Source organism: Pontibacter anaerobius (genome assembly GCF_026241195.1).
Classification (GTDB): domain Bacteria; phylum Bacteroidota; class Bacteroidia; order Cytophagales; family Hymenobacteraceae; genus Pontibacter; species Pontibacter anaerobius.
The window spans coordinates 476,349-502,069 of record NZ_JAPFQO010000002.1; the positions used below are offsets into that span (position 1 = coordinate 476,349).

The 25,721-nt window shown below is 48.7% G+C and carries 22 protein-coding genes and 2 tRNA genes; 17 read left to right on the forward strand and 7 right to left on the reverse strand.

The annotated features are described in order from the left end of the window. Window positions 1–36: 36 nt before the first annotated feature. The 3 genes from OO017_RS05385 to OO017_RS05395 all read left to right on the forward strand — a co-directional run bounded on the left by OO017_RS05385 (window position 37) and on the right by OO017_RS05395 (window position 2,958). Window positions 37–1,026, forward strand: coding sequence for an acyltransferase family protein (locus tag OO017_RS05385; protein WP_266051430.1), 990 nt, complete (start codon window positions 37–39; stop codon window positions 1,024–1,026). A 94-nt stretch (window positions 1,027–1,120) separates the two neighbouring features. Then, complete coding sequence (locus OO017_RS05390; RefSeq protein ID WP_266051431.1) at window positions 1,121–1,516, forward strand: (deoxy)nucleoside triphosphate pyrophosphohydrolase; 396 nt, start codon at window positions 1,121–1,123, stop codon at window positions 1,514–1,516. Window positions 1,517–1,557: 41 nt separating this feature from the next. Then, window positions 1,558–2,958 (forward strand): methyltransferase RsmF C-terminal domain-like protein, encoded by a 1,401-nt coding sequence (locus OO017_RS05395; protein WP_266051432.1) that lies wholly within the window; start codon window positions 1,558–1,560, stop codon window positions 2,956–2,958. A gap of 91 nt (window positions 2,959–3,049) precedes the next feature. Here OO017_RS05395 and OO017_RS05400 read toward each other — a convergent pair whose 3' ends face one another. From OO017_RS05400 to pdxH, 4 genes are all read right to left on the reverse strand, one after another. After that, window positions 3,050–4,234, reverse strand: a complete 1,185-nt coding sequence (locus OO017_RS05400; RefSeq protein ID WP_266051433.1) for a class I SAM-dependent rRNA methyltransferase — start codon at window positions 4,232–4,234, stop codon at window positions 3,050–3,052. Between the two features lie 156 nt (window positions 4,235–4,390). Then, a complete protein-coding gene (locus OO017_RS05405) occupies window positions 4,391–4,972 on the reverse strand; it encodes a Maf family nucleotide pyrophosphatase (protein ID WP_266051434.1) in 582 nt (193 codons plus the stop codon). After that, the gene (locus OO017_RS05410) at window positions 4,938–6,230 is read right to left on the reverse strand and encodes a DUF1015 domain-containing protein (protein WP_266051435.1); all 1,293 of its coding nucleotides are present in this window, start codon (window positions 6,228–6,230) and stop codon (window positions 4,938–4,940) included. The genes OO017_RS05405 and OO017_RS05410 overlap by 35 nt, the downstream gene beginning before the upstream one ends. Window positions 6,231–6,289: 59 nt before the next feature. Then, on the reverse strand, window positions 6,290–6,940 hold the full coding sequence (gene pdxH / locus OO017_RS05415; RefSeq protein ID WP_266051436.1) for a pyridoxamine 5'-phosphate oxidase: 651 nt from the start codon (window positions 6,938–6,940) through the stop codon (window positions 6,290–6,292). 229 nt (window positions 6,941–7,169) lie between these two features. Between pdxH and OO017_RS05420 the strand changes: the two genes are divergently transcribed. From OO017_RS05420 to OO017_RS05440, 5 genes are all read left to right on the forward strand, one after another. Further along, a complete protein-coding gene (locus tag OO017_RS05420; protein WP_369426406.1) occupies window positions 7,170–7,742 on the forward strand; it encodes a YqgE/AlgH family protein in 573 nt (190 codons plus the stop codon). A 31-nt stretch (window positions 7,743–7,773) separates the two neighbouring features. Then, a complete protein-coding gene (locus tag OO017_RS05425) occupies window positions 7,774–9,870 on the forward strand; it encodes a DUF349 domain-containing protein (RefSeq protein ID WP_266051437.1) in 2,097 nt (698 codons plus the stop codon). A gap of 130 nt (window positions 9,871–10,000) precedes the next feature. Continuing rightward, window positions 10,001–10,073, forward strand: a tRNA-Thr gene (locus tag OO017_RS05430). A 59-nt stretch (window positions 10,074–10,132) separates the two neighbouring features. Next, window positions 10,133–10,205, forward strand: a tRNA-Thr gene (locus tag OO017_RS05435). Between the two features lie 156 nt (window positions 10,206–10,361). Further along, entirely contained in the window at window positions 10,362–11,528 is a 1,167-nt protein-coding gene (locus OO017_RS05440; RefSeq protein WP_266051438.1) for a hypothetical protein, read from the forward strand. 16 nt (window positions 11,529–11,544) lie between these two features. Here OO017_RS05440 and OO017_RS05445 read toward each other — a convergent pair whose 3' ends face one another. Continuing rightward, window positions 11,545–12,582 carry a potassium channel family protein gene (locus OO017_RS05445; protein WP_266051439.1) on the reverse strand — a complete coding sequence of 346 codons (1,038 nt, stop codon included), beginning with the start codon at window positions 12,580–12,582 and terminating at the stop codon, window positions 11,545–11,547. Between the two features lie 109 nt (window positions 12,583–12,691). Here OO017_RS05445 and OO017_RS05450 point away from each other — a divergent pair, with 109 nt between their 5' ends. Continuing rightward, a complete protein-coding gene (locus OO017_RS05450) occupies window positions 12,692–13,711 on the forward strand; it encodes a metal-dependent hydrolase (RefSeq protein WP_266051440.1) in 1,020 nt (339 codons plus the stop codon). A 21-nt stretch (window positions 13,712–13,732) separates the two neighbouring features. On the opposite strand, the gene OO017_RS05455 is transcribed toward OO017_RS05450, so the two are convergent. Continuing rightward, window positions 13,733–14,461: a hypothetical protein gene (locus OO017_RS05455; protein WP_266051441.1), complete on the reverse strand. Its 729-nt coding sequence runs from the start codon at window positions 14,459–14,461 to the stop codon at window positions 13,733–13,735. A 174-nt stretch (window positions 14,462–14,635) separates the two neighbouring features. Here OO017_RS05455 and OO017_RS05460 point away from each other — a divergent pair, with 174 nt between their 5' ends. The 7 genes from OO017_RS05460 to OO017_RS05490 all read left to right on the forward strand — a co-directional run bounded on the left by OO017_RS05460 (window position 14,636) and on the right by OO017_RS05490 (window position 23,392). Continuing rightward, window positions 14,636–15,406 (forward strand): SDR family oxidoreductase, encoded by a 771-nt coding sequence (locus OO017_RS05460; protein ID WP_266051442.1) that lies wholly within the window; start codon window positions 14,636–14,638, stop codon window positions 15,404–15,406. Between the two features lie 131 nt (window positions 15,407–15,537). After that, window positions 15,538–15,780 carry a hypothetical protein gene (locus tag OO017_RS05465; RefSeq protein ID WP_266051443.1) on the forward strand — a complete coding sequence of 81 codons (243 nt, stop codon included), beginning with the start codon at window positions 15,538–15,540 and terminating at the stop codon, window positions 15,778–15,780. Between the two features lie 78 nt (window positions 15,781–15,858). Then, the gene (gene gyrA / locus OO017_RS05470; protein ID WP_266051444.1) at window positions 15,859–18,408 is read left to right on the forward strand and encodes a DNA gyrase subunit A; all 2,550 of its coding nucleotides are present in this window, start codon (window positions 15,859–15,861) and stop codon (window positions 18,406–18,408) included. A 69-nt stretch (window positions 18,409–18,477) separates the two neighbouring features. Beyond that, window positions 18,478–19,608: a tetratricopeptide repeat protein gene (locus OO017_RS05475; RefSeq protein ID WP_266051445.1), complete on the forward strand. Its 1,131-nt coding sequence runs from the start codon at window positions 18,478–18,480 to the stop codon at window positions 19,606–19,608. Between the two features lie 414 nt (window positions 19,609–20,022). Beyond that, complete coding sequence (locus OO017_RS05480; RefSeq protein ID WP_266051446.1) at window positions 20,023–21,468, forward strand: M48 family metalloprotease; 1,446 nt, start codon at window positions 20,023–20,025, stop codon at window positions 21,466–21,468. Between the two features lie 299 nt (window positions 21,469–21,767). Continuing rightward, a complete protein-coding gene (locus tag OO017_RS05485) occupies window positions 21,768–22,724 on the forward strand; it encodes an N-acetylmuramoyl-L-alanine amidase family protein (protein ID WP_369426408.1) in 957 nt (318 codons plus the stop codon). Window positions 22,725–22,981: 257 nt separating this feature from the next. Continuing rightward, entirely contained in the window at window positions 22,982–23,392 is a 411-nt protein-coding gene (locus OO017_RS05490; protein WP_266051447.1) for a DUF4625 domain-containing protein, read from the forward strand. A gap of 89 nt (window positions 23,393–23,481) precedes the next feature. On the opposite strand, the gene OO017_RS05495 is transcribed toward OO017_RS05490, so the two are convergent. Beyond that, on the reverse strand, window positions 23,482–24,750 hold the full coding sequence (locus OO017_RS05495) for a serine hydrolase (protein WP_266051448.1): 1,269 nt from the start codon (window positions 24,748–24,750) through the stop codon (window positions 23,482–23,484). Between the two features lie 319 nt (window positions 24,751–25,069). Between OO017_RS05495 and OO017_RS05500 the strand changes: the two genes are divergently transcribed. Then, the gene (locus OO017_RS05500) at window positions 25,070–25,669 is read left to right on the forward strand and encodes a hypothetical protein (RefSeq protein WP_266051449.1); all 600 of its coding nucleotides are present in this window, start codon (window positions 25,070–25,072) and stop codon (window positions 25,667–25,669) included. The last annotated feature ends 52 nt before the right edge of the window (window positions 25,670–25,721 follow it).

Consider the following 25,721-nt stretch of genomic DNA (forward strand, 5'->3'; position numbering starts at 1 on the left):
TAAATTGCAGCATTTTAGCACCCTACAAACCAACTTATGAAGCAGCACCTGCAGCAGATAGACGTAGTGAAAGGCACTGCCATCGTGGCTGTGCTGCTGCTGCATTCGCTTACCCGCGATGAACTCGAAAACAGCTACGCAATTTATCACATCTGGCAGGCGGTGCCACTTTTTATGGTGGTGATGGGGCTGAACCTTGGGTTATCCGTAAGAGGCAAAACGCAGCACCTGCAGCAGCTTTACACGCGTAAGTACTTCACCAAAAAAGCCGCACGTATTTTTATTCCCTTTATCATCATCTTTCTGCTGTCCATAGTGGCGGGTATACTTTGGGAGTACTTTAAAGGAGAGGATGTTCTGGAGTTTAGCGGGTATACCTGGGTCGGGCTGCTACCGGTAACGGGCCGGGGTAATTACTTTATCACCATGCTGCTGCAGTCTGTACTGCTGCTGCCAGTTATTGGGTATAGTTTTAGCCGAAGCCCTCTTCTCACCACTGTGGTGCTGGTGCTGTTGGAGTTGGCTTTTCAGTTTTGGGCGGCTCAGTTCTCATATTTTGATGCTAACAACTACCTTTACGATGCTGCCTTTCCGCGCTATTTCACGGCAATTGTTTATGGCCTATGGCTATCGCAACTAGTATGGCACTCATTTCGGTGGAAGCACTTTACAGTTCTAGCCTCCCTGGGGATAGTGGCAGCCGGTTTCCTGTACTTGTTTGGCTATAAAGATGAAGTGGCTACAAGTATACTACGCCCGGAGTGGCAGTCGCAGCAGGCGCTGACCTTTGGCTATGCAGCGTTATTGGTTTGGTTGGCAATTAAACTGCTACCAAATTATTCGATTTTCATCCCTATATGGTTTCTGGCCGAGTTGGGGAAGGCATCTTACCACATTTTTCTGGTGCAGGTGCTATATTTTGGCCTGGTAGAGCAGGATCTGCCGATGTGGCTAAATCTGGCGTTCCCAATAGTGCTTGGATACTTTTTTTTCAAGTATGAATCGAAACTACTTTTTGGGTTATAAGCAGTCTCTTAAACTACTTTTTTAATTTTAATCACACACCTGGTGACAACTTTGAAAAGCACTTCGTTACTTTACATATGTTTCTTTCAGTAAAATGATAAAAGTAGTTTGTGCCATTGTGGAGCAGTATGAGCGCGTGCTCGTAACCCAGCGTAGCAAGAAAATGCGTGAGGCGCTGCTGTGGGAGTTTCCTGGCGGAAAGCTGGAGCAAAACGAAACAGAAGGGAACTGCCTTATCAGAGAAATACAGGAGGAGCTAGGGATTGAAGTAGAGCCATACCAGCGCTTAACGCCCGCCATGTACGCTTATCCCGACCTAAGTATAGAGCTTATTCCGTTCCTGTGTAAGTATAAAGGCGGTGTCATTCAACTTCAGGAGCATCGCACCTACCATTGGGTAAAACCCGAAGACCTAAAGACCTATCAATTTTGTCCGGCCGATGTGCCTATACTTGAAGAGTACCTACAGTTGATCAGGGGCAGGCCTTAGCCATACTTTCAGAACCTGCATTTTAGCCGTACCTTTGGGGTATGCAATTACCTGTTTCATTTACCGAACGCATGCAGCGCCTGCTGGGCCCGGACGAGTACACAAGATTTCTGGAAGCCCTGCAGCAGACACCGCCGGTGAGCATCCGCCTAAATAAAACCAAAGCAGAGGCGACTATGGGGCTGCAACCCGTGCCCTGGGCCGAAGCTGGCTTTTACCTGCCGCAACGCCCCTTGTTTACCCTGGACCCAGCCATACATACAGGCGCTTACTATGTGCAGGAGGCAAGTTCTATGTTTGTGGAGCAGGCACTGCGGCAGGCAATAAACCTGGAGGAGCCACTACAGGTACTGGACCTCTGCGGCGCGCCCGGCGGAAAATCCACTCATCTTGCCAGCCTTATCTCACAAGACAGTTTGCTGGTTTCGAATGAGGTCATCCGTAGCCGGGCCAATATTTTGGCCGAGAACGTGGCCAAGTGGGGCAGCGGCAATGTGCTGGTCACCAGCAACGACCCACGGGACTTTGGCAGGCTACCAAGTTTCTTTGACGTGATGGTGGTAGATGCACCCTGCAGCGGCGAAGGAATGTTCCGGAAAGACCCGCAGGCTGTGGGAGAATGGTCTGAGGAGAACGTAAATCTGTGCGCCCAGCGGCAGCAGCGCATCCTGATGGATGTATGGGAGGCCCTGAAGCCGGGAGGAGTATTGATCTACAGCACCTGCACCTGGAACGAGCAGGAGAATGAGCAAAATATTGCCTGGCTATCGGAGCAGGAGGGCGCTGAAAGTATAAAACTGCAACTGCAGCCGGATTGGGGTATGTTGGCAACACAATTTAAAGGCGTGGAGGGCTATCGTTTTTACCCGCACCGCGTGCAGGGCGAGGGCTTCTTTATGGCTGTCGTACGAAAAGCAGGAAGTGAAGAGGCTGTCAGCCACGGTAAAAGCAGAAAGAAAAAGTATAAACTGACTGCGGCCGGCAAAAAGGAAAGGGCTCTGGTAGAAAACTGGCTGTTGGAGCCGGAGAAGTATATTTTCCTGCAGCACGGTGAGGTGATCTCTGCCCTGCCTGCTAACCTGTTCGAGGCCGCTGATGAAGTATACCAGAACCTCTACGTGATCTACGCTGGCACTGAACTGGCAGAGATAAAAGGAAAAAAGCTAAAGCCACTGCAGGGCTTGGCGCTTTCGCAACACCTGCATAAAGACGCTTTCCAGGTAGCTGACCTGGACCTGGAGCGGGCACTGCGTTACCTTCGCAAAGAGGACATCAGCCTGGGCACCAACGGCAACAACTGGCTGCTGCTGCAGTATAAGGGGCTGCCATTGGGCTGGGCAAAACAAATTGGTAACAGGCTCAACAATTACTACCCGAAGGAGTGGCGCATCCGGATGGAATTACCCGCTGAATTGCCGGATGAAAGTTTAGTGATCCGCTGATTGTAAAGACTACATAAAACAGGAAGGCCGGAGCTATAAAGTATAGCCCCGGCCTTCCTGTTTTATGTAAAATCATACTTGGTCTGCGGATTTACTCCACAAACAACACAAGCCCTTTCAGGTACTCGCCTTCCGGATGGAAGATCGAGATTGGGTGATCGGCGGGCTGGGAGAGGTGGTGCATGATCTTAATATTGCGACCGGCCTCAATGGCGGCGGCCATCACGGTATTGTTAAACAGGTACTTGTCCACCACCTGCGAGCAGGAGAAAGTGAACAGGATGCCACCCGGCTTTATCTTTTTCATGGCCTCCGCATTCAGGCGCTTATAGCCCATCAGTGCATTGTGGCGCACGTTCTGGCTCTTGGCAAAGGCCGGAGGGTCCAGTACGATCACATCATACATGTCTTCTTTGCCTTTCAGGAATTCGAACGTATCCACGGCAAAGGCTTCATGCTTTTCTGGAGCCAGACTTAGCTCCCCGTTTTTCACTGTCAGTTCAATCGCCTTTTTTGATACATCCACCGAATGCACCTCTTTGGCTCCGGCATTTAGGGCGTAAACCGAGAAGCCACCGGTGTAACAAAAGGTGTTTAATACTGATTTATCCTGCACGTAGCGGGCCAGCAGGTCGCGGTTTTCGTGCTGGTCGATAAAAAAGCCTGTTTTCTGGCCGGTTTCCCAATCAATAAAGAACTGGTTGCCATTCTCGGTCACCACCACGCCGCCTTCTGATTGGCCATATAGGTAGCCGTTCTGAGCCTGGATAGGGGACTTTGGCGGCAGCGACTCCGCACTCTTGTCATACACGGCGCGCAGTCTCTCTCCGTAAATCTCCTGTAAGGCCTGCGACACGTACTCGCGTACATGATACATGCCCACTGTGTGCGTCTGCACTACAGCCGTGTCTTTGTAAAAATCTACGATCAGTCCCGGTACGCCATCGCCTTCGGCATACACCAGACGGTATACATTGGTAGTGGGATTATCGATCAGGCCGAGGCGCTGGCGGTAATCATAGGCTTTCTGTACTTTGCTTTTCCAGAAAGTATAATCCGGCTCCGCCTGCTCAAAAGAGAAGATACGCACGGCAATGGACCCCGGCGCATAATGACCCATGCCCAGGAACTCGCGCTTGCTAGAGTAGACCTCTACCACATCGCCTTCAGCAGGCTCACCGTCTGCTTTTCTGATGGCCCCGGAGAAAACCCATGGGTGCTGGCGCTTTAAAGAATGCTCCTTACCCGGAGCCAGGTATAATTTAATAAGTGACATCGATGTAAATCTGCTTGAATGAATGCAAAACTTGCTCTGAAATTGCAAATGCTGCAAGTTAGGCATTTTGTTCCGTTTAGGAGGAAGGGAGAGGTGTGGAGCGGCAAAGTTTATACTTCAGCAGGCTCATTTATAAAGTATGAAGTATGGCTACAGCTAAAAAGAAACGATACCGAGCTCCTCCAGCTTGGCGTACAGCTTCTGCACCGGCAGGCCCACCACGTTAAAGTATGAACCCTCGATACGCTCAATACCCACCATCCCGATCCACTCCTGAATGCCGTAGGCACCGGCCTTGTCGTAAGGTTTATAGTGTGTGATGTAGTGGTCTATTTCAGCCTCCGAAAGCTGTTTAAAGTATACCTTGGTGGTGTCGTGGAAAACAGTTTTGCCTTCGCGGGTCAGGATACAAACTCCTGTAATCACCTCGTTATGCGTACCGGACAGCGCCTGCAGCATCTGCTTTGCCTCCGCATAATCGGCAGGTTTGTTCAGTACGCGTTCGCACAGACACACAATGGTATCGGCCGTGATCAAAGCATGATTCGTGATGTCAGAAGTATAGGCATCAGCTTTGTGCGAGGCCAGGTACTCCGCAATCTCCTCGCGCCTCAAATGATCCGGAAAATCTTCCTGCACCTCCTTCACCAGCACATCATACTTTAACCCAAGGCTAGAAAGCAATTCTTTGCGGCGGGGCGAGTTAGAGGCAAGCAGCAGCGGCCGTTGTAAATTCATCTTTAATAATGGAGCTAAATAAAAATCCACAAATAACTTTCGGGTAGAAGAAGGTCGATTTCTGCGGCATTACGGCACCGCTGTTACACACACGCTTCACCTGCTCCATCGAGATCTCATTGGTGATAAGAGCCAGGTACGCCTCGCCTTTATCTACCTTTCGAATACAAGCTGTGAAGTTACGCTCATAGCTGAGGCCCTTGTAGTCGCGCTGCTGCTGGCGGTAAATGCCGAGTATCTTCTCAAAGATAAAATAGTGCATCACGGTCAGGTCCAGTTGCTTTACCTCCTCCGGAAAATTCCAGTCTATACTTTGGTGCAGCTCAGGCTTCAGGCGCAGTTTATAGGCATTGCCGTTCAGGTATAAACCAAAGGCCCAGGGCTTTCCAACAATCACTTCGTTCAGCTCGTACGGGTCTTCCTTCGGTGTAACGGTGAAGTACTCCTGCAGCCGCTCCAGAAACTCCTCATCCGGCATGGGCAGGTGCTGCAGCAGGCGGTGCGTGGGCAGAATGCGCAGGTCATCGTGCTCGGAGTTGGTCAGGTACATCAGGTGGTAGTTGTATGGTTCAAAATCGGTGTGGTCGGGGTTTTCAGCCATCATCTTACGACGATAGAACAGGGACCCCTCGTAGCGATGATGCCCATCGGCCAGCAATACCTGTTTTTCAGCCAGTGTATCCAAGAAAAGCCTGATCACCTGATGGTCATGAATCACAGCCAGCACATCGCGCACACCCTGGTAATCTTCCGCTTCGTAGATCGGTGTGCGGATGCTCTCGTCCATGTATGGCTCCAGGGAGAAAGTAGGATCGGTATACAAACCATGGGTGGGGCTAACGTTCAGCTGCGTTTCCTCCAGTAGTTCTATACGGTCATTTACAGCGCTCGGAATCGTGTTCTCGTGGCGGAGCAGCACTTTCTCGTGCCAGTCGTAGGCTTTTATATTACAGATGAAGCCTTTGCGCACATACTCTTTCTCGCTGCCCGGCAACCTGAAATACTGATAGTATATATAAATCCCCGGAAGGCCGTCCTGGTGCAGCACACCGCTTTCTTTCCATACCTGCAACAGCCGTGCTGCCTCCTTTGCCGGGTCTTCGCCGCGCGGCACGGAGAGGTGTATGCTGTTGTTTGGGTTCTGGTACAGGGCCTCGCGCTGTTTCTCCGACACCACATCAAAAAGCGGTGATGTTAGTTGGTCTATGTTCAGGTTATCGTTGTAGCGCCAGGCGCGCAGGGGTAGTATCTCAGCCATTCTTTTTTGTTACAAAGTATAAATCAGCCAGCAGGGCGAAGAAAAGTTATACTTCCAGGTTAAGGGGCAAGGCGCTTGATCAGCCAGTTGTTGCCCTCCATTTCGTACACAATGCGGTCGTGCAGGCGGCTTGGACGGCCCTGCCAGAACTCCAGGTACTGCGGCACCAGGCGGTAACCACCCCAATGCTTCGGACGGGGCACAAGCTCCACGTCCGCATACCTTGCACTTAGCTCTTTCTCGCGCTGCTCCAGCACTTCGCGCGCCTCAATCACCTGGCTTTGCGGAGAGGCCCAGGCACCGATCTGGCTGCCTTTTGGCCGGCTATGGAAATATTTCTCAGATTCCTCGTCAGCCACTTTCTCCACTTTACCTTCCACGCGCACCTGCCGTTCTAAACCAGCCCAGAAAAAGGTAAGCGAGGCATGAGGGTTCTGTTCCAACTCCTGGCCTTTGCGGCTGGCATAATTGGTGTAGAAGCTAAATCCCTGCTCATCCACTCCCTTTAGCAACACCACGCGGGCAGAAGGCTTTCCCTGTGCATCTACGGTAGAAAGCACCATAGCCGTCGGTTCCTCCACCTGCGAGTCAATCGCTTCCTGCAGCCATACTTTAAACTGATGCACCGGGTTCTCAGACACAGAGTCCTCGGTTAAGGCATGCTTCATGTAATTTATCCGGATGTCGGAAATATTGTGTGTTAATGCCATCTTTCTGGTAGTTTCTTCAAAATTATAAAAATATCCTCAGCCATAACAAGCCAACTGTAAAGAGCTTATTTCAGTATAGCTTCAAAAATGCCAGGCATAGCGTGCCAATTTGTTACTATATCCATCAGTTTGCGTAGTAAAGTAAAGATGGTCATTTATTTATGTAAATTTGTAATAAAGACGGTATACTTCTGTTGACAGGGCATTTGTATAGCTAAAGTGGGAAAGAATGATGACTGAAAGCAATATAATAAAACCGCAAAGCGGCAGCATACTCATATCCGAACCGTACCTCGGCGACCCGAATTTTGAGCGCAGTGTTATATTGCTGTGCAGCCACGAGGAGGAGGAGGGATCCTTTGGCCTGGTACTGAACCGGGCCTCCAACCTGCACTTATCAGACGTGTTGGATGTGTTTGATGAGTCGTTTGACATGGTTCTGGGGGTTGGCGGACCGGTGCAGTACAACACGCTGCATTATATACACCGGCTGACGGATCTACCGCAGGCCGTTAAACTAAGCGACGATCTATACTGGGGCGGCGATTTTGAAACGCTGCGCACCATGATTGATACCGGCCAGGTAAGTAAGGACGATATTAAGTTCTTTCTGGGCTATTCTGGCTGGACGCCAGGGCAATTACAGGAAGAAATCAATAAAAATGTTTGGATTGTGAATAACAATGCTGCGAATAAATTATTTACTTTGGATACAGAAACCCTTTGGCGGAGCATACTCCGGCAAATGGGCGGAAAGTTTAAGGTGCTGAGCAACTACCCTGATGATCCGCGCCTAAACTGAAACGCTTACCGTTGTAACTAATAAAGTATACATGACAACTGACAAAGAGCATATGGACACCACCGGAGCTGAGGCTAACAAACCAGAGAACCAGGCTGCTGCCAAGGAGCAAAACAACACAGCCTCGCCAGCGGGTAAACTTACTGAAACCTCAGCCGAGGTGAATGAAGAAGTACCGAAGGAAGAACAACCGGAGGTAAAGCCTAACCTGGCAACAGAGCAGGAAAGCAAGGACTCAGAAACTATAACAGAAGCTTTTGCTGAGGCCAACACCAACGTAAAAGAAGAAGAAGCACCGGAGAAATCCGCTGCCGTTACTTCTGCATCAGTTGAAGGCACCGCTGCACCTGCCAGCCAAAGCACAGAAGGAACCACAGCTCAGGAGCACCATGAGGAGGAGGAAGAGGAAGACGACCACACTGACTACAGCGAAATGCCCCTGGAGGAACTTCGCGAGCAGTTAGGCAGTGTGCTGAAAAGCAGTGACGCTCTTCGTAAATTCCGCGCCATCAGCGAGATGCAACGTCATTATGAGCTTAAGTTTCAGGCGGAGCGCCAGGAGGCCTTAAATAAGTTCAAAGAGGAGGGAGGCACCGAGGAGGACTTCGATTACCATACTTCCAAAGAGCACCAGAACCTGGAGAAACTGCTTGCTTCCTATCGTGAGACCCGCTACCAGCAGCGCCAGAACCAGGAAGAACAGCGCCAGCAAAACCTCGAGCGCAAAAAGGAGCTACTGAACCAGCTGCGACAGTTGGTGGAGTCGGCCGAAACGAAAAACAGCGGCGATGAGCTGAAGAAACTGCAGACGGAGTGGAAAGCCATTGGCCCCGTGCCTGCCGGCGAGGCTCAGGAACTGTGGGACTCTTACCACGCGCTGCTCGACATTTTCTACAACAACCGCAGCATGTTCTTCGAGATGAAGGAGCTGGACCGCAGGAGAAACCTGGAGGCCAAGCTGCAACTCATAGAGCGTGCCCAGGCATTGCAGGAGGAGCCAAGTATAAACAAGGCCCTGCAGGAGCTGCGCCACCTGCACGAAGAGTGGAAAAACATCGGCCCGGTGCCTAATGACCAACGCGACCCGATCTGGGAGCAGTTTACCCAGGGATCAGAGAAGATACATGAACGCCGCCGTGCCTACCATGAGGAGCGATCTACCCGCGAACTGCAGAACCTAACCGTAAAAAGAGGGTTACTGGAGCGCTTGCAGGAGTTTGCTAACTTCGACACGGACCGCATTAATGAGTGGCGCGACAAGACTGATGAGATACAGAAACTGAAAGAGGAGTGGGACAAAGCCGGTTTGGTGCCTAAAGAGAATGCCGAAGAGGTAAACAAGACTTTCTGGGGCAACTATAAGGCTTTCTTCCAGCGTAAGAACCATTTCTTTAAGGCACTGGACGAGCAGAAGATGCAGAACCTGCAGCATAAGACGCAACTATGCGAAGAGGCAGAAAGCCTGAAAGACAGCACGGACTGGGGCAGCACAAAAGAAAAGTTGATACAACTGCAAAAGAAGTGGAAGACCATCGGCCGTGTGCCCGACAAGCACTCAGATAAGATATGGCAGCGGTTCCGTTCGGCCTGCAACGAATTTTTTGACCGAAAGCAGGCCCAGGAACAACAGCGCTCTGCCGAGCTGGAGAAACTATCTGCCGAGAAAATGGAGATATGTGACAAGGTAGCCGATATGCTTTCACAGCCAACCCAGACAGGATCTGTGGAGGAGTTTAACAGCATTGTGCAGCAGTGGCGCGACACCGACAAAGGCAACCAGCGTACAAACCCCAAGGCCGAAGATAAGTTTATCTCCTTGATGGAGAAGTACCTGGAGCGCGTGCCGGAACTCAACCTGGAAGAGCGTAGCGATATGCTCGTGAAGCTACAGGTAGAGCGCATTAAGCACAGCCCGGATGCAGGCCAGAAACTGCACCAACGCGAAAACACACTCCGCCGCGAGATAGCCCAGCTGCATAACGACATTCAGACACTGCGCACAAACATCGAGTTTTTTGCCAGGTCTAAGAACGCGGATAAGCTGCGCGAGGAGTATGAAGGCCGCATAGCTGAGGCTCAAAAACGTATATCCCATCTGCAGCACCAACTGAACGCTTTCAGAGGATAATTTTTTTCGCCTGACTTTCACTCTTTTAGAAAAAGTCAGGCGAAAAATTTGCAACAGGTATTTGCAGAATAAAATCTTAACTATACCTTTGCAACGCTTTAACACAATAAAGCACAACAAAAAAGGTTAAGCCTCCTTAGCTCAGCTGGTAGAGCAACTGACTTGTAATCAGTAGGTCGCTGGTTCGATCCCGGCAGGGGGCTCAACTCCAAAAGCAAATGTTTGTACTGCATTCGCTTCACTGGTAAAAATAAAAGTACAAGCCTCCTTAGCTCAGCTGGTAGAGCAACTGACTTGTAATCAGTAGGTCGCTGGTTCGATCCCGGCAGGGGGCTCTTAAATGAGAAAGCCTTTAGAGAAATCTGAAGGCTTTTTTGTTTTAAAGCTTATACCACCCGCCCTTTCTAAGAATGCCCGCAGCGCCCACTTAGTTTATACTTCCTTTTTTAGCGGATTATACTTTATTTAGCATTTCCGATTCAACTTATACTATGAAACTGATAGAGGTAAACACACCGGAACTTGCCCAGGAATTCCTGATGGTGCAGGTACGGATGTACAAAAAAGACCCCAACTATATTCGCCCGCTCGACAAAGACGTGAACAACGTTTTTGACCCGAAAAAGAACAAGCTGCTGCGCGATGGTGAAGTGATTCGCTGGATACTGCAGGGCGACAAAGGTAAATCCATTGGCCGTGTAGCCGCTTTCATCAATAAAAAAACATCAAACGCCAATGAGCAGCCAACCGGCGGGATGGGCTTTTTTGATTGCATCGATGACCAAGCCGCAGCCAACATGTTGCTGGACGCTTGCCGCGAATGGCTAAAGGAGCGTGGCATGGAGGCTATGGACGGCCCGATAAACTTTGGCGAACGAGACAAATGGTGGGGAGTGCTGCTGGACGGCTTCTACGAGCCCACTTACTGCATGCCGTACAATTACCCATACTACCAGCAGCTGCTGGAGAACTATGGTTTTCAGCTATATTTTAAGCAGTATACCTACTACCGAACCGTGCACGATCCGATTCCGCCGAAGTATGAGGAGAAGGCAAAACGTGTGCTGGCCGACAAGGACTACCATTTCCAGCACCTGAACAAAAAGAACCTGCCAAAGTATACCAACGACTTCCGGGAAGTATACAACAAAGGCTGGGCAAAGCACGAAGGCGTAAAACCTATGACGGAGGCCCAGGCCGCCGCCATTATGAAACAGCTGAAACCTATCCTGGATGAGCGCATTATGTGGTTTGCCTACTACAAGGAAGAACCCGTGGGCTTCTTTATAGCAATACCCGAGCTGAACCAGCTGTTTAAGTATAACAATGGCAAACTTAACCTGTGGGGCAAGCTTAAATTCCTGTTTAACCGTTGGAGAGGCGCCTGCAAGACCATGTACGGCATTGTGTTTGGGATTACGCCAGAGCACCAGAGCAAGGGCGTCGAGGCTGCCATGATTGTATCTGCGGGAGAGTTGGTAATCAACAACCCAAGCATACCTTACCACGATCTGCAAATGAACTGGATCGGCGACTTCAATCCTAAGATGATGAACCTGGTGGAGCAACTTGGCAGCAGGATCTACAAAACGCACGCTACTTACCGCTACCTTTTCGACAGGACGAAGGAATTTAAGCGCGCTAAAATCATTAAATAAAAGGGCAGCACCTAAACTAATGAATCTCGCGCAGGTCCAGATCGGTTATAAACTTAGGGTTAGCGATTTCCTCCCATTCCCACCCTACGTACTGCAACATCGCATTCAGAAATTTACGCCGTTTGCAGAGCTGGTCTAAACATGAGGCTTCCGGCAGCTGGAGGGGGATGTTTGCCTCCTCCAGCTGCTTTATCGCTAAATAAGGCTCCTCCAAAGACTTGGGGCTAGGTGTTATAACCGTAAGCGACTCCAGGAAAGTGGTAATGGCCCGGCGGAGCGGCAACAGCGATTGGTTGGATGGCCTCAAATCTTCGGGTACATAAAGGAGTAGTATAGAAAGGGCTTCGTCAAGGGATGCCAGGTTAAGCAAAAGCGCCACAGACTTTTCGGAGTGGTAAAAGTAATGCAGTAAGGGGTATGCCAGGTGCAGCTGCCCTTGTTTGGCAACCTCCAGCGCAAGCCCATCAAAATGCTGCTCCAGGCCTTTAAAATCTTCTCCGTTCCAACTGTTCAGAAGCATTAGCTGCGGACTGTCTCCAATGGATGCTATGCGTATACTTAGCGACCTCCGCTCCGTGACGGCTGAAAGTATAGGCACCATGTAGGAGATGGCAATAGTGATCAGGATCAAGCCGGAGAATGATATAAAGGCAGTGTACACACGCCATACATTTGTGCCTCCCTTAAAATCCCCATTGCCTAAAGTAGATAAAGTATAACCAGTGAAGTATATGCGGTCTATAGCGTTTGCAGGCACCTCGGTCGTACTGGCTACCACTGCGTCTCCATCAGCCAGGTAGATGAGCGAATGGCCTGCCCAAAGCATAACCACCCAGCTGAGGATGGTAAACATGATGATGATAATACCGGCCCCGGCTAATGCTTTCCGTGTTTTAAAGAGTTTGCTTAAGCCCAAGAAAATCCTCCAGATAAACGTAGAGCCTAAGCCACTGACAGGCCCGGCTCCGCGCGGCGCGAAAGTAGTGTACAGCAGATCATACACACCCAGGCAAATAAGCAGGATGCCCAGAATAAAGTATAGGACTTCGTCCATAAAACAATTAGCTTCTAATTTTAGCTTTTGGAACAAGCAGCTAGTTTATACCTTTACATACCGAGCTTAGTTGCAGGAGCAGCACTTACAAAGCCCTTTAGCATCTTAAATGGATTCATTAACCCAAATAGTTTTAGGCGCCTCTGTAGGAGAGGCTGTGGCAGGAAAAAAGCTTGGCAACAAAGCCATGCTGTGGGGAGCCATTGCCGGCACCATTCCGGATCTGGATGTGCTGATGAACCCGTGGCTGAGCCCCGTGCAACAGTTAAGCTTCCACCGCTCCCTGACTCATTCTTTTTTGTTCGCGGTGGTGATGTCGCCTATACTTGGCTGGCTGCTGCACCGCCTCTACAAAAATGCCACCGCCACCACCCGCGACTGGACACTACTGTTTTTTCTTGGCTTCGTAACCCACATACTTTTGGACAGCTGCACCACCTGGGGCACCCAGCTTTTCTGGCCGTTCTCAAACTATGGCGTTGCCTTTTACAATGTTTTTGTGGTTGACCCGGCCTACACACTGCCATTCCTGGTGCTGGTTGCAACGGCAGCCTTCTATAACCGGCTCAGCCCGAAACGCCAGTTCTTAAATTATGCCGGGCTTGCCATCAGTTCGGCTTACCTGCTTTGGTCTTTTATAGGTAAAAGTATGGCCAACCGGGTCTTTGAGCAAAGTATGAGCAGGCAGGATATCCGCTATACTTCCTACATCAGCAAACCTACGCCCATGAATACGGTTTTCTGGTCTGTTACAGCGGAAGGCGAGGATGGCTTTTACAACGGGTTTTACTCGCTGCTAGATGAAAACCAGGAAATAACCTATGATTACGAGCCCGCAAACAAAGAGCTCTTAGCACCTTACCGCGGGCACCCTGAGCTTGAGCGGCTGCTCCAACTTACCAAGGGGTACTATACTGTAGAGAAAACAGACGATGGAGCCTTATTGATTAATGACCTTCGTTTCGGAAAGTTTGACGGCTGGAAGAAAAGTGGAGGCGGCTATGTGTTTGTATACAAAGTATGGCAGGACAAGCAGGGCAACCTACAGTTCGAGGAAATAAACAATCGCCCTAAAGTTGACGGCGAGTACCTGATGTCGTATTGGTCCCGGATCAAAGGACAGCCCTAGGAAAACGTTTGTCTTAAAAAGTCAAAGGCTTTCGTAGAACGCCAGAGCTTTTGCCCACCCACTAGCTGTGCCTAAATTTATACGCTCTGATGCAATATATGCCTCCACTTCTTTTTGTTTATTGGGTAGTGCTTTCAGCAGGTTCCTTTTAGATAGCTTCACGTTTTTCACTGCGTTGCCAGGCGTGATCAGGTAATAGTCTTCTTTATAGACAAACTCATCCTGCGTTCTGTTGGCACTATAGCTCTCCTGGTAACTTGCCTTTAGCAATGTTTTTTGGGGCATCAAATAAAGCTTTACCTTATCCCCTTCGTAGATTGATATGGCAAGTCTCTGCGCCAGCTGCAGATCTGCTGCACCCATTGCATCAGCACGCTTCATAACATACGTTTGATGCGTCAGGCTGTCCTGTAACTCTAATTGGTTAACTTTTACAGGCAAGGCTTCATATACCTTTCCCTCGGAGTTTTTGATTAGTAGCTTGTTGTCATATAAATCATACTTAACATTCACGTCCTCAAAGACAAGGTTACCCATATAGATTTTTGCTTTACACCATTCATTTCTGAAGAATGGATTGCCTTTCACGCCTGCATACCTGTTATCGAAGAGCCGCACGGCAGAACTGGTACCATCGGTGCCAAGGAGCCTCAGGTTATTATCTGCTTCTAAACCGGACAGCCTGGTAGACTGTGCCAAAACAAGCTGGCCGGAGAAGGCGAGTAGCAGGAGCAAATACATTATTTTCATAGCAACAATTTAAGTTATAAAGCATAAAGTGAGCCATCAACTACAGTAAGTTAAGATTATTAGCGGTAACTATCAATTCTAGCCGCACTATACATTTTATACTTATATTAGCCTTCAGATAGCGATATCATTGTAACATTTTTATTAAAGCGTTTTGAAATAACTATAAACTATATGGCACAAAACAGATGGCAGCTGACAGGTAAAAGAGCAGTGGTAACCGGGGGATCTAAGGGAATAGGTGAAGCAACCGTAGAGGAACTTCTGGGTCTGGGCGCTGAGGTGCTTGCGATAGCCCGCAAACAGGAAGACCTGGACAAGCTGAAGGCAAAGCACCCGGAGCGCCTGCATACCTTGTCTGCAGACGTGAGTCAGGCGGAAGGCCGAACAGCCGTGGCCAGCTGGGTGCAGCAGGAGTGGGGGCTGCTCGATATCCTGGTGAACAATGCCGGCACCAATATACGCAAGCCAACTGAAGCGTATACTTCTGAGGAGTATAGCTTTATCATGCAAACCAACCTACAGTCAGCTTTTGAGCTGAACAGGCTCTTGTACCCTATGCTGCAGAAGTCGGAACAGGGCAATATTGTGCATGTTACCTCTGTGGCGGGTTTAGTGCATGTGCGCACCGGCAGCATCTATGGCATGACCAAGGCCGCCCTTACGCAGCTAACCAGAAACCTGGCTGTGGAATGGGCAAAAGATGGCATACGGGTTAATGCCGTGGCCCCTTGGTACATCAGCACACCGTTGGCGCAAACAGTGCTGCAGAACCCTGATTTCTACAACAACGTCATCAGCCGGACACCGATGCAGCAAATTGGCAAACCGGAAGATGTAGCCGGTGCCGTGGCGTTTCTGTGCCTGCCAGCCGCAGCGTACATTACCGGCCAAACCTTAGCTGTAGATGGTGGTTTTACCGTGAATGGTTTTCACCCGCTCTAGTCTTTTGCCCTAACAGGGACCACCGTAATATTGCTACCAGAATAGTGTTGAATGTCAGCAAAAATGCTTATTTTTGTATGATATGGATTTGAGTGCCCCACTATTGCAAAAGGGTCTCATAAACTAACCCCATGACAAACAAAAAACCACTTTTCATACTTGGCTTTGCGCTGCTTTCCGCTTCTATAGTTTCCTGTAAACCAGCTTGTCCGATCACGGTGTGTCATGTCCGCATGGAGCATATCCATGGCGAACAGGAGTACCGCGGACAGCCTATCTGGAAAAAACAAAACCCGAAAATAGGGGAGAAACTGGACAAGGTTTCGCAGGAAAAAACACACGAGGGGCACTCTAAAGCCAAAAATAAGGAATAAGCTATATAGGCGGTAAGGCCATTTTTGCCTAACTTGCCCTTTCTATCACACCATTTACATTATTTTAGACCTTTTAACATGCAAGAAGGCGAACGAATAATACCGATCAACATTGAAGACGAAATGCGCGGTGCGTACATCGACTACTCAATGTCTGTTATCATTTCCAGAGCCTTACCCGATGTTCGGGATGGATTAAAGCCGGTACACCGCCGCGTGCTGTACGGTATGTCTGAACTGGGGGTATCCTATAACAAGGCCTACAAAAAATCTGCCCGTATCGTAGGGGAGGTGCTCGGTAAGTACCACCCGCACGGTGACTCTTCGGTTTACGAAACCATGGTGCGTATGGCCCAGGACTGGTCGCTACGCTACCCGCTGGTAGACGGACAGGGCAACTACGGCTCCATTGACGGGGACTCCCCGGCAGCCATGCGTTATACCGAGGCACGCCTCAAGCGCATTGCCGATGAGCTGCTGGCTGACCTGGAGAAGAATACGGTAGATTTTGTACCAAACTTCGACGACTCGCTGAAAGAGCCGAGCGTTATGCCAGCCAAACTACCGAACCTGCTGATCAACGGCACATCCGGTATTGCGGTAGGTATGGCTACCAACATGGCGCCGCACAACCTCACAGAGGTGGTGAACGGTATCATAGCCTTTATCGATAACAACGATATTACCATAGCGGAACTGATGCAGCACATCACTGCACCTGACTTCCCGACTGGAGGCATTATTCACGGCTATGACGGCGTTAAGTCTGCTTTCGAGACAGGTCGTGGACGTGTGCTGATGCGGGGCCGCGCTAACTTCGAGACAACGCCGAGTGGTAAGGAGCAGATCATTGTAACTGAGATCCCTTACATGGTGAACAAAGCCTCTCTGATCGAAAAAACGGCTGCGCTCATAAACGATAAGAAGATTGAAGGCATCGCCGATCTGCGTGATGAGTCTGACCGTGACGGTTTGCGTATTGTGTACGACCTAAAGCGTGACGCAATACCGAATGTGGTACTGAACAACCTTTATAAGTATACGCAGCTGCAGTCATCCTTTGGCGTGAACAACGTGGCCCTGGTTAAAGGACGCCCGATGACGCTGAACCTGAAGGATCTGATCAAGCACTTCGTTGATCACCGGCATGAGGTAGTTATCCGCAGAACGCAGTACGAACTGGATGAGGCGAAGAAACGCGCTCACATCCTGGAAGGCTTGCTAATTGCACTGGATAACCTGGACGAGGTGATCAACCTGATCCGCTCGTCTCGTGACCCGGAGATTGCCCGTAATGGCTTGATGGAGCGCTTCGCACTTAGCGAGATACAGGCCCGCGCCATTCTGGATATGCGTCTGCAGCGCCTCACCGGCCTGGAGCGCGACAAGATACAGGCGGAGTACCAGGAGATCATGAAACTGATCGATTACCTGACTTCCATTCTGAACGATGAGGGTCTGCGCATGCAGATCATCAAAGATGAGCTGACGGAAATAAGAGATCGTTACGGTGATGGCCGCCGCACCGGCATTGAGGCCAGCACCGGCGACATCTCTTACGAAGACATGATCCCGGAGGAGAATATGGTTATCACCATCTCCCACGAGGGATATATCAAGCGTACCTCCCTGAACGAGTACCGCAGCCAGAGCCGTGGTGGCGTAGGCTCCAGGGGAGTGGCTGCATCCAAAGAAAGTGACTTTACCGAGCACCTGTTCGTAGCCAATACACACCACCACATGCTGTTCTTCACAGAATTCGGGCGTGTGTTCTGGCTGAAGGTTTACGAGATTCCGGAAGGAGGGAAGACCACCAAGGGTCGCGCCATCCAGAACCTCATCCAGATCGAGAAAGACGATAATGTGCGCGCCGTGTTGAACGTGCATGACCTGAAAAACCAGGACTACGTACTCAACCACAACCTGGTATTTATCACGGAGCAGGGCACTATCAAGAAAACTGTGCTGGAGGCGTATTCCCGACCAAGAACAAACGGCATTAACGCCATATCAATCAACGAGGGCGACCGTTTGCTGGACGTTCAGCTGACGAATACCACCAGCGAGATCGTGATTGCGCTGGAGTCGGGTAGGGCCATCCGCTTTAACGAGACCCAGGTGCGCCCAATGGGCCGTACAGCCGCCGGTGTACGCGCCGTTACGTTGGCCGGACCGGACGATAAGGTTATTGGTATGGTTTGTGTAGAGAATGAGGACACCAACTTGTTGGTAGTTTCTGAGAAAGGCTTCGGCAAGCGCTCCCTTCTGGAGGAATACCGCATCACGAACCGTGGCGGCAAGGGAGTGAAGACGATGAACATTACCGATAAAACAGGTAAACTTGTAGCGATTAAAGGCGTAATCGATAGCGACGACCTGATGATCATTAACCGGTCAGGCATTACGATCAGATTGCGTGTTAGCGATCTTCGCGTGATCGGTCGTGCTACACAGGGTGTTCGTCTGATAAAGCTAAACGAAGGCGACCAGATCTCATCGGTAGCAAAAGTAGAGGTAGAAAATGAGGAGGATGTAGAAGAGGCGGTGCTGGAGCAATCCGAGCCAAGCCCGGAAGATACGCTGCAGCCAGACTCTATGATAGACCCTGATGCTACAGAAGAAGCCTAAATTACTAGTAACGAATTATTTAGAAGTATAATACGTTAAGCAAAAAACCACACAAACCATTATTTAAGTATGAAAAAAGTACTTTTGACAGCCTTAGTAGCCGGTACCATTTCGGTTGCAAGCGCTCAAAACTCGGCTGTGAACAGTGCAGTCCTTAACCACAAGAATGGTACGCTTGACAAAGCACTGACTGACATTGAGAAAGCCACCGAGCATAAAAAAACAAAGGATAAAGCGAAGACCTGGTTCTACCGTGGCGTGATTTATCAGGACATGATCGGCAACCCGATCTACGGTAAACTGACCGATGAGAATACCCCAATCGTAATTCTGGAGTCGTTTGATAAGGCTGTAGAACTGGACGGTGAAAATGGTGAGTATGGCAAGCAGGTGCCGGAGCGCAAGCAGATGCTGTATGGCCAGGTACTGAACCAGGCTGTAGAGTTCCACAATAACCAGGACTGGCCAAATGCCATCCAGAAGTATGAACTGGCGCACAAAATAAGCCCTCAGGATACAACTGCCGTACTTTATGCGGCTTATGCTTCCACAGCAGACAAAAAGTATGACCAGGCAATTGGTTTTTACGACGAGCTGCTGAAAATGAACCACAAAACGGAAGACGTTTACAAAGCCAAAGTACAGCTGCAGCAGGCCACTGAGGCTAGCGACGATGCCGTAATGGCAACGTTGGCGGCAGGCCTTGAGGAGCACCCGAACAGTGTGTACCTGATGCAGGAAGAACTGAAGTACTACCTGAAAAACGACCGCGCTGACGAAGCAATGGCAAAACTGGACAAAGCAATCGAAGCTGATCCTAAAAACGCAAGCCTTTATGCAGTAAAAGGTAACTTGCTGGAGCGTAAGAAGGATCTGGACGGAGCACGTGCAGTATACAAAAAAGCCATTGAGGCAGACCCAACTAACTTTGACGCATACTATAACTTAGGTGTTTTAGAGTACAACAGAGGTGCTGAGGTAAACAACAAGGCCGCTAAAATGGACTATGCAACTTACCAGAAGAAAGGTAAAGCTGTAGAGGCTGAGGCTAAGAAGTATTATCAGTCAGCTTTGCCATACTTTGAGAAAGCACATGAGATTCAGCCTGAAGACAAGGCGACTATGCAAAACCTGGTAAACGTGTATACACGCCTGGGACGTAAAGCTGATGCAGAGAAGATATCCGCTAAGCTTAACTAAGAAATAGAATAGATTAAGATATAAAAAAGGAGAGGCCTGAAAGCTTCTCCTTTTTTTGTGCTACTATATTTTAAAAGGCAAAGGAGTAGAGTTATACATAATTTGTAAAGGTCTATGCAGCTATAAACATCCATTACTTAACATAATATAGATTATAAGACTTATAATGTACGATGAATATTTATCTATTTTAAGTGTCACTTATAATGTACTTTATGTTAAATAGTGAAATAGATAATAGTTGCCTATAATAATAGGCAATGCGCATAACCAAGTATAAACACACAACAAATTCTCCTCCAATTCACCCGCTCGCAACTAAACATTTTTCTACTCCGTTCAAATTAAAAATTTAACATTCCTTATATAGGCCCTCCATTACAGCCTGCATAGGGAGCTAAAAACAGAACTACTATGAAAAAAAATATTTTGGTCGCAAGTATAGGTATTATCCTGATGCTGTTCAATTCCTGCTCTACCAATCCGGTTACGGGTAAAAAAGACCTCGTACTGATGTCTGAGGAACAGGAAATTGCACTAGGTGCGCAGACAGACCCGGCAGTAATAGCGCAATTCGGACTATACGATGATAAGTCACTGCAACAGTTTATTCAGCAAAAAGGCCAGGCTATGGCCGCTGTCTCGCATCGCCCGGACCTCAAGTATGAGTTTAAGATCGTAGACTCCCCGGTAATAAATGCCTTTGCGCTACCTGGCGGCTACGTTTACTTTACGCGTGGCATAATGGCGCATTTCAATAACGAGGCGCAGTTTGCAGGTGTACTCGGCCATGAAATAGGCCACATCACGGCACGCCATTCGGTACAACAGCAGTCTAAGGCCACGCTGGCACAGCTCGGGCTAATTGCCGGTATGGTAATATCGCCAGAGTTTGCGCAGTTCGGCGATGTAGCCTCACAAGGTCTAGGCTTGCTTTTCTTAAAGTTCGGACGTGACGACGAGCGGGAGTCGGATGAGCTCGGCGTAGAATATTCTACTAAAATCGGTTATGACGCAGCTGAGATGGCCGATTTCTTCCTGACGCTACAGCGGCAGCAGGCAGCAAACGGTGCTGCTATCCCAGACTTCCTCTCAACACACCCTAACCCGGGCGATCGCTATACCACTGTGCATGAACTGGCAGCGCAATGGAAGAAAAAGGAAAACCTGACAACTGCCCAGGTAGAGCGCAACAGTTACCTGAAACGTATTGACGGAATGGTATATGGCGAAGACCCTCGGCAAGGCTTTGTAGAAAACAGCGTATTTTACCATCCGGAGCTAAAGTTCAGGTTCCCGATACCCACTGACTGGGGTTATATGAACTCCCCGCAGGTGTTCCAAATGGCACCAAAAGACGGTAAAGCAATGATGAACCTGATGCTGGTACCCGGCGAAACACTGGAGGAAGCAGCGCAGAAGCTAATGCAGGGTTATAACCTACAGCCAGTTGAGTCTAAGAGTGTAACTGTAAATGGCCTGCCCGCACTTGCCATTGTTGCCGACCAGCAACAGCAACAACAGCAGCAGCAGGTCATCCGGACACTGACGTACCTGATCCGTTACAATGGTAATAACTATAGCCTCATGGGCATCACGACTGCGGATAACTTTAACAGCTATTTCCAGACCTTCAGTAATACCATGCAAAATTTTGCGGAGCTTACTGAGGCGGATAAACTGAGTCGAAAACCAGAGCGTATTAATGTTGAAACGGTGCAACAGACGGCAACGCTGGCACAGATCTTCCAAAAGTATAATGTACCGAGTGACCGCAGGGATGAGCTAGCTATACTAAACGGAATGGAACTGACAGATCGGGTTGAAAGCGGCACAATGATCAAACTTATATCCAAATAAAGTAATAGGTTTATACCAGAGCCTCACCTAAACAAAGTGGGGCTCTTTTTTATCCCTACCCTGTTTCCTGAATAGTAATTTTAATTAATCGGCGTCCTTTGCGTTGTGAAAAAGTCATCTAAAAAGTATAACTTTAAACCTGTTTCAGCCGAATATTTTCAAGCTTGTAAAATTTTTTATACTATCGGAGCGTAAGAGATAGTAGGATATTAACAGTAAGAACCTTGCGGAAACTTATACTTACTTTCACCCTTTTTTTAAACGCCTCCCTCCTTTTTAGCCAGGACTATCCTAAAGTTGTGGCCGAAGACGGAGACGGTATCTACCTGTTGCTTCGCCGCCACGGACTTAACCCAGCTGAACACCTACAGCCTTTCGTGGAGTTAAACCAAGATCAGTTAGGGCAAGGCAACAGTCTTTTTGCCGGCAAAACCTATCTGTTGCCAACAGCTTCGGCAGGTACAGCGGCTGTAGCCGAGAAAACTTTAGCTGTTGTACCGGTCCCCTCCTCTCCCACTATTTTCACGGAGCCTCTATTTGGCAAGGGCTATGAGCGCGTAGAGGTAATAGACAGGCAGCTACAGGGCACGGTATATTACTTGGTGGCCGGACACAGCGGCCCTGATCCGGGAGCTATTGGCAAGTATGGCCCATACCAGTTGAGCGAAGATGAATATGCCTATGATGTAACGGTGAGGCTGGCACGCCGCCTGATGGAGCATGGTGCTATAGTGTACATGATCATTAAGGATGAGGATGACGGCATTCGGGATGAGAACATACTGAAGATGGATACCGATGAGGTAAGTTACTTTGGCAAACCTATACCTTACGACCATAAACAGCGCCTTCGAAACCGGGTGGCTGATATAAACCGCCTCTACCTGAAACACAAGGGTGCCCACCAGCGCATGCTTTCTATACACATAGACAGCCGCAGCAAAGGCAAAAACATTGACGTGTTCTTCTATCACCATGAGAACAGTGCGCCTGGACTGGCACTGGCAGAGCGAATACACGAGGTGTTTACAAATAAGTATAACCGTTACCAGCCCAACCGTGAGTATTTTGGCACAGTAACGCCGCGCAGTAGTTTGTATGTCGTTAAATACAGCCATCCGCCAACAGTTTTCGTGGAGCTTGGCAACATTAAAAACGATAAGGACCAGCGGCGCTTTGTGATCCCAAACAACAGGCAAGCCCTTGCTAACTGGATCTGCGACGGCATTATGGCAGATTATAAAGCCAGTAAATAATCAGGATAAATTTTGGGAAGGAGCTCTAAAAGAAGCTCCTTTTTTTTGTAAGTCATCAGAATATATTATTGATAAATAGGATATTTTAAAGAAATATGGTCTTTGAATAATTGCACCAAATTTAAATCCAAAACCTAATCAGGAACACGCCGTTTAAGGTGCTGTACAGTTGTACGGCTATGTTGATTTAGCCAGCTATATTACAATAAAGCTATCTAAACAATGTATTTTTATTATCACTTTAAATTGAACAAGCTATGAAGAAGTTGAATTGGCTATTCCTGATGTTCCTGAGTTTTGCATTTGTTGCCTGCGATGATGACGATGACGAAGTTGACCTGGATGTAACTGCTCCAACAATTACCATTTCCTCTCCTACTGACAATGCAGTGTATGCGGCTGGTGATGTAGTAGAGTTTAGAGCAAATGTTACAGACAACGAAGGCCTGGAGAACATTAAAGTTTGGGTAACCAACCCGGGCGGCACCACCAGCGAAATCGAAGATGACGACATCAATGATTTCCTGAATGACAACCGCCAGAAAAACCTGGAACTTGACGTAACATTGCCAGCTGACGCGCCGGTAGGTGCTTATGTCATGACCGTAGAGGCCACCGACGAGCAAGGTAACAATGCAGAGGAATCAGTAACTATTACCGTTGAATAAGCGAGTCTCACCTTAATTTCATTATAAATAAGAAAAAGCCCTGCATCTTGTGGGGCTTTTTCATTTACACACCTTTTCAGTGCCTGATTTTACGGTACCTCATACTTTAGCATGTATCGTTCGAGGTTCGGCTTATACTTACGCTTGCGCTGCAGTTCGTGCTTATGTACGGCTTTCCCTAGTTTAGCTAGAAAAGGAAGCGCCACGGTTTCATACTGGTAATCGTCGCTGTTAAAGACCATGTCTTCATTGGCAAGTATAACCGCTGAAAGCAGAAACTCCACCTGATTCTCAAAATCCACGACGTAGGCATTATCAATCATATACCCGTAGGCATTCCCCACTTTGTTAAAGATGCGGATATGCTCCGGCATCTTCTTTTCAGAATCTCCGAAAAGCAAAAACTTCACGTAACTGTCGTAATACTCGGTGGAGTCATACTTGGGATAGTCGCTCTCGCGGGGTAGCATGCTCATGTAGCGGTACAGAAAAGTATAATCCTCCTCCGTTAGGTTAAAGCGGCGTTTCGGGTCTACGGCATCCGGCAGCACCAAGGATTGCAGAATACCATGCAGGCTAGGCAACGAAATGTAGTTTTTATCTGAGAAATCCATCGGCTTTTTAATAAGCTTGCCATTGCTGTAATAGCCTTTGCCCAGGCTGGTAGTGCTTAGCTTATTGGGGTAGGTATGCGGATTATACAGCAATGGCTGCTCATAAAGCACTTCTCCCTCCGGCGTATAGAATGTTACCGGGTTGGTGTAGCGGGCTCGTTCCTCCCCATCCAGAACAGACAGGCGGTGCAGTAAGCGCACTTCTTTATATCCCTTGTCGTGTAGTGTTTTGTTGAGTCGCTTCTGCCCAACAAACTCATACAACCGGTTAAAAGCATCGTTATCGCTTACCAAAAATATCTTCCGGATATAGTGTGCCACAGAAGGCAGGTTGTTCGCCGCAGTGGTGTCCGCTGTTACGCGGGATTGTTGCGCGTATGCACTGTCTATGCGGAGAGAAGTGTACTTGTTTAGCCCTTCAATATCCAGGTCATTCAACTTTTCCAGGGCAGCGGCAGCGGCGGCTAGCTTTACGGTACTGGCGGGATAGAAATAGCGCGTCGTATCAAGCCCCAAAGTATAAGTTTTAAAGCTTGCCCGGTTTTCCTCGTCACGGTCTATCTGGGTGTAGATAATCTGCAAATGGTATTTCTCTGGCTTACGCAGCACTGCGTTTAACAGTGAGTCGTCTTGCTTCCGAAGAAGTCGCTCCAGCATTTTCTTGTCTTTACGTGACTGAGCTTGTGCGGCAAAAGTGGCAGGCAAAAACAGTAGCAGCAGGGCGATAATTGTTTTTGACATCATGTTTCTTTGATTGAGAGAGCTAATATAGTATAAAAGAACTACTTATATCCCTATTCTTCTTTGCACTGAAAGCTAAAGTATAAATTGTGCAACTGGCGCGTTAGTTTTTAGAGGCTTAGCAAACCTATGTTTAGCCCTTAGCACGAGTAGCTGCAGAGCTTGTCCTAACAGCGCACTTCCCTGATTGGGCATCATACTATAGCATCACATAGCTTCATCATATACAATAACTATTTAATTACCAGTTCGTTAAAACAAATACCAGTATTGTTTGCACCTGGTCCTAATCTTATCTACACCTATATATTTTTAAGAAGCTATGAAAAGAACACTACTACTATCTGCATTATTGGCCTTTTTCGGATTTTCCGCTGCAGCACAGGTGGAAGAAGAAATCAGGGAGCGGGGGCCACAAACCACAGCCCCAGTTTCTGCTGACGCTGTGCGGCAAGGCAACTGGATCATCGGTGCTTCGATCGGTGACATAGGTTTTAACTTTGACTCTGACTTTTTCACGCTGAATGTTAACCCGCGCGCCGGCTACTTTGTGAGCGACAATGCAGCCTTAGGTGCCGAGGTGCAGTTGGGGCTGGATATTTATGATGGAGGCGAAACATTCCGCTATGGCCTGACGCCTTTTGCGCGCTATTACTTTCCGGAGGGTGCTGCCCCTACCCACCGCTGGTTTGGCGAGGTGGTGGCCGGTATTGCCGGCAGCTCAGAGGAAGATAGCGAAGGCGATTCGGTTTTCTCAGGCATCTTTGGCCTTAGAGCCGGCTATGCCCACTTTGTGGCCCAGAACGTAGCCCTGGAAGGTATTCTAGGCTATACCCGCAGTAGCGCCGATATTTCGGTTGGCAGTGGCTCTTCGGGGCTTAACCTGGCTGTTGGCTTGCAGGTATACTTGCCAGGCAGGTAATTTACGGTTAAACATAGCAAAAGGAAGACACGCCAGTACATCGGCTCTCGCT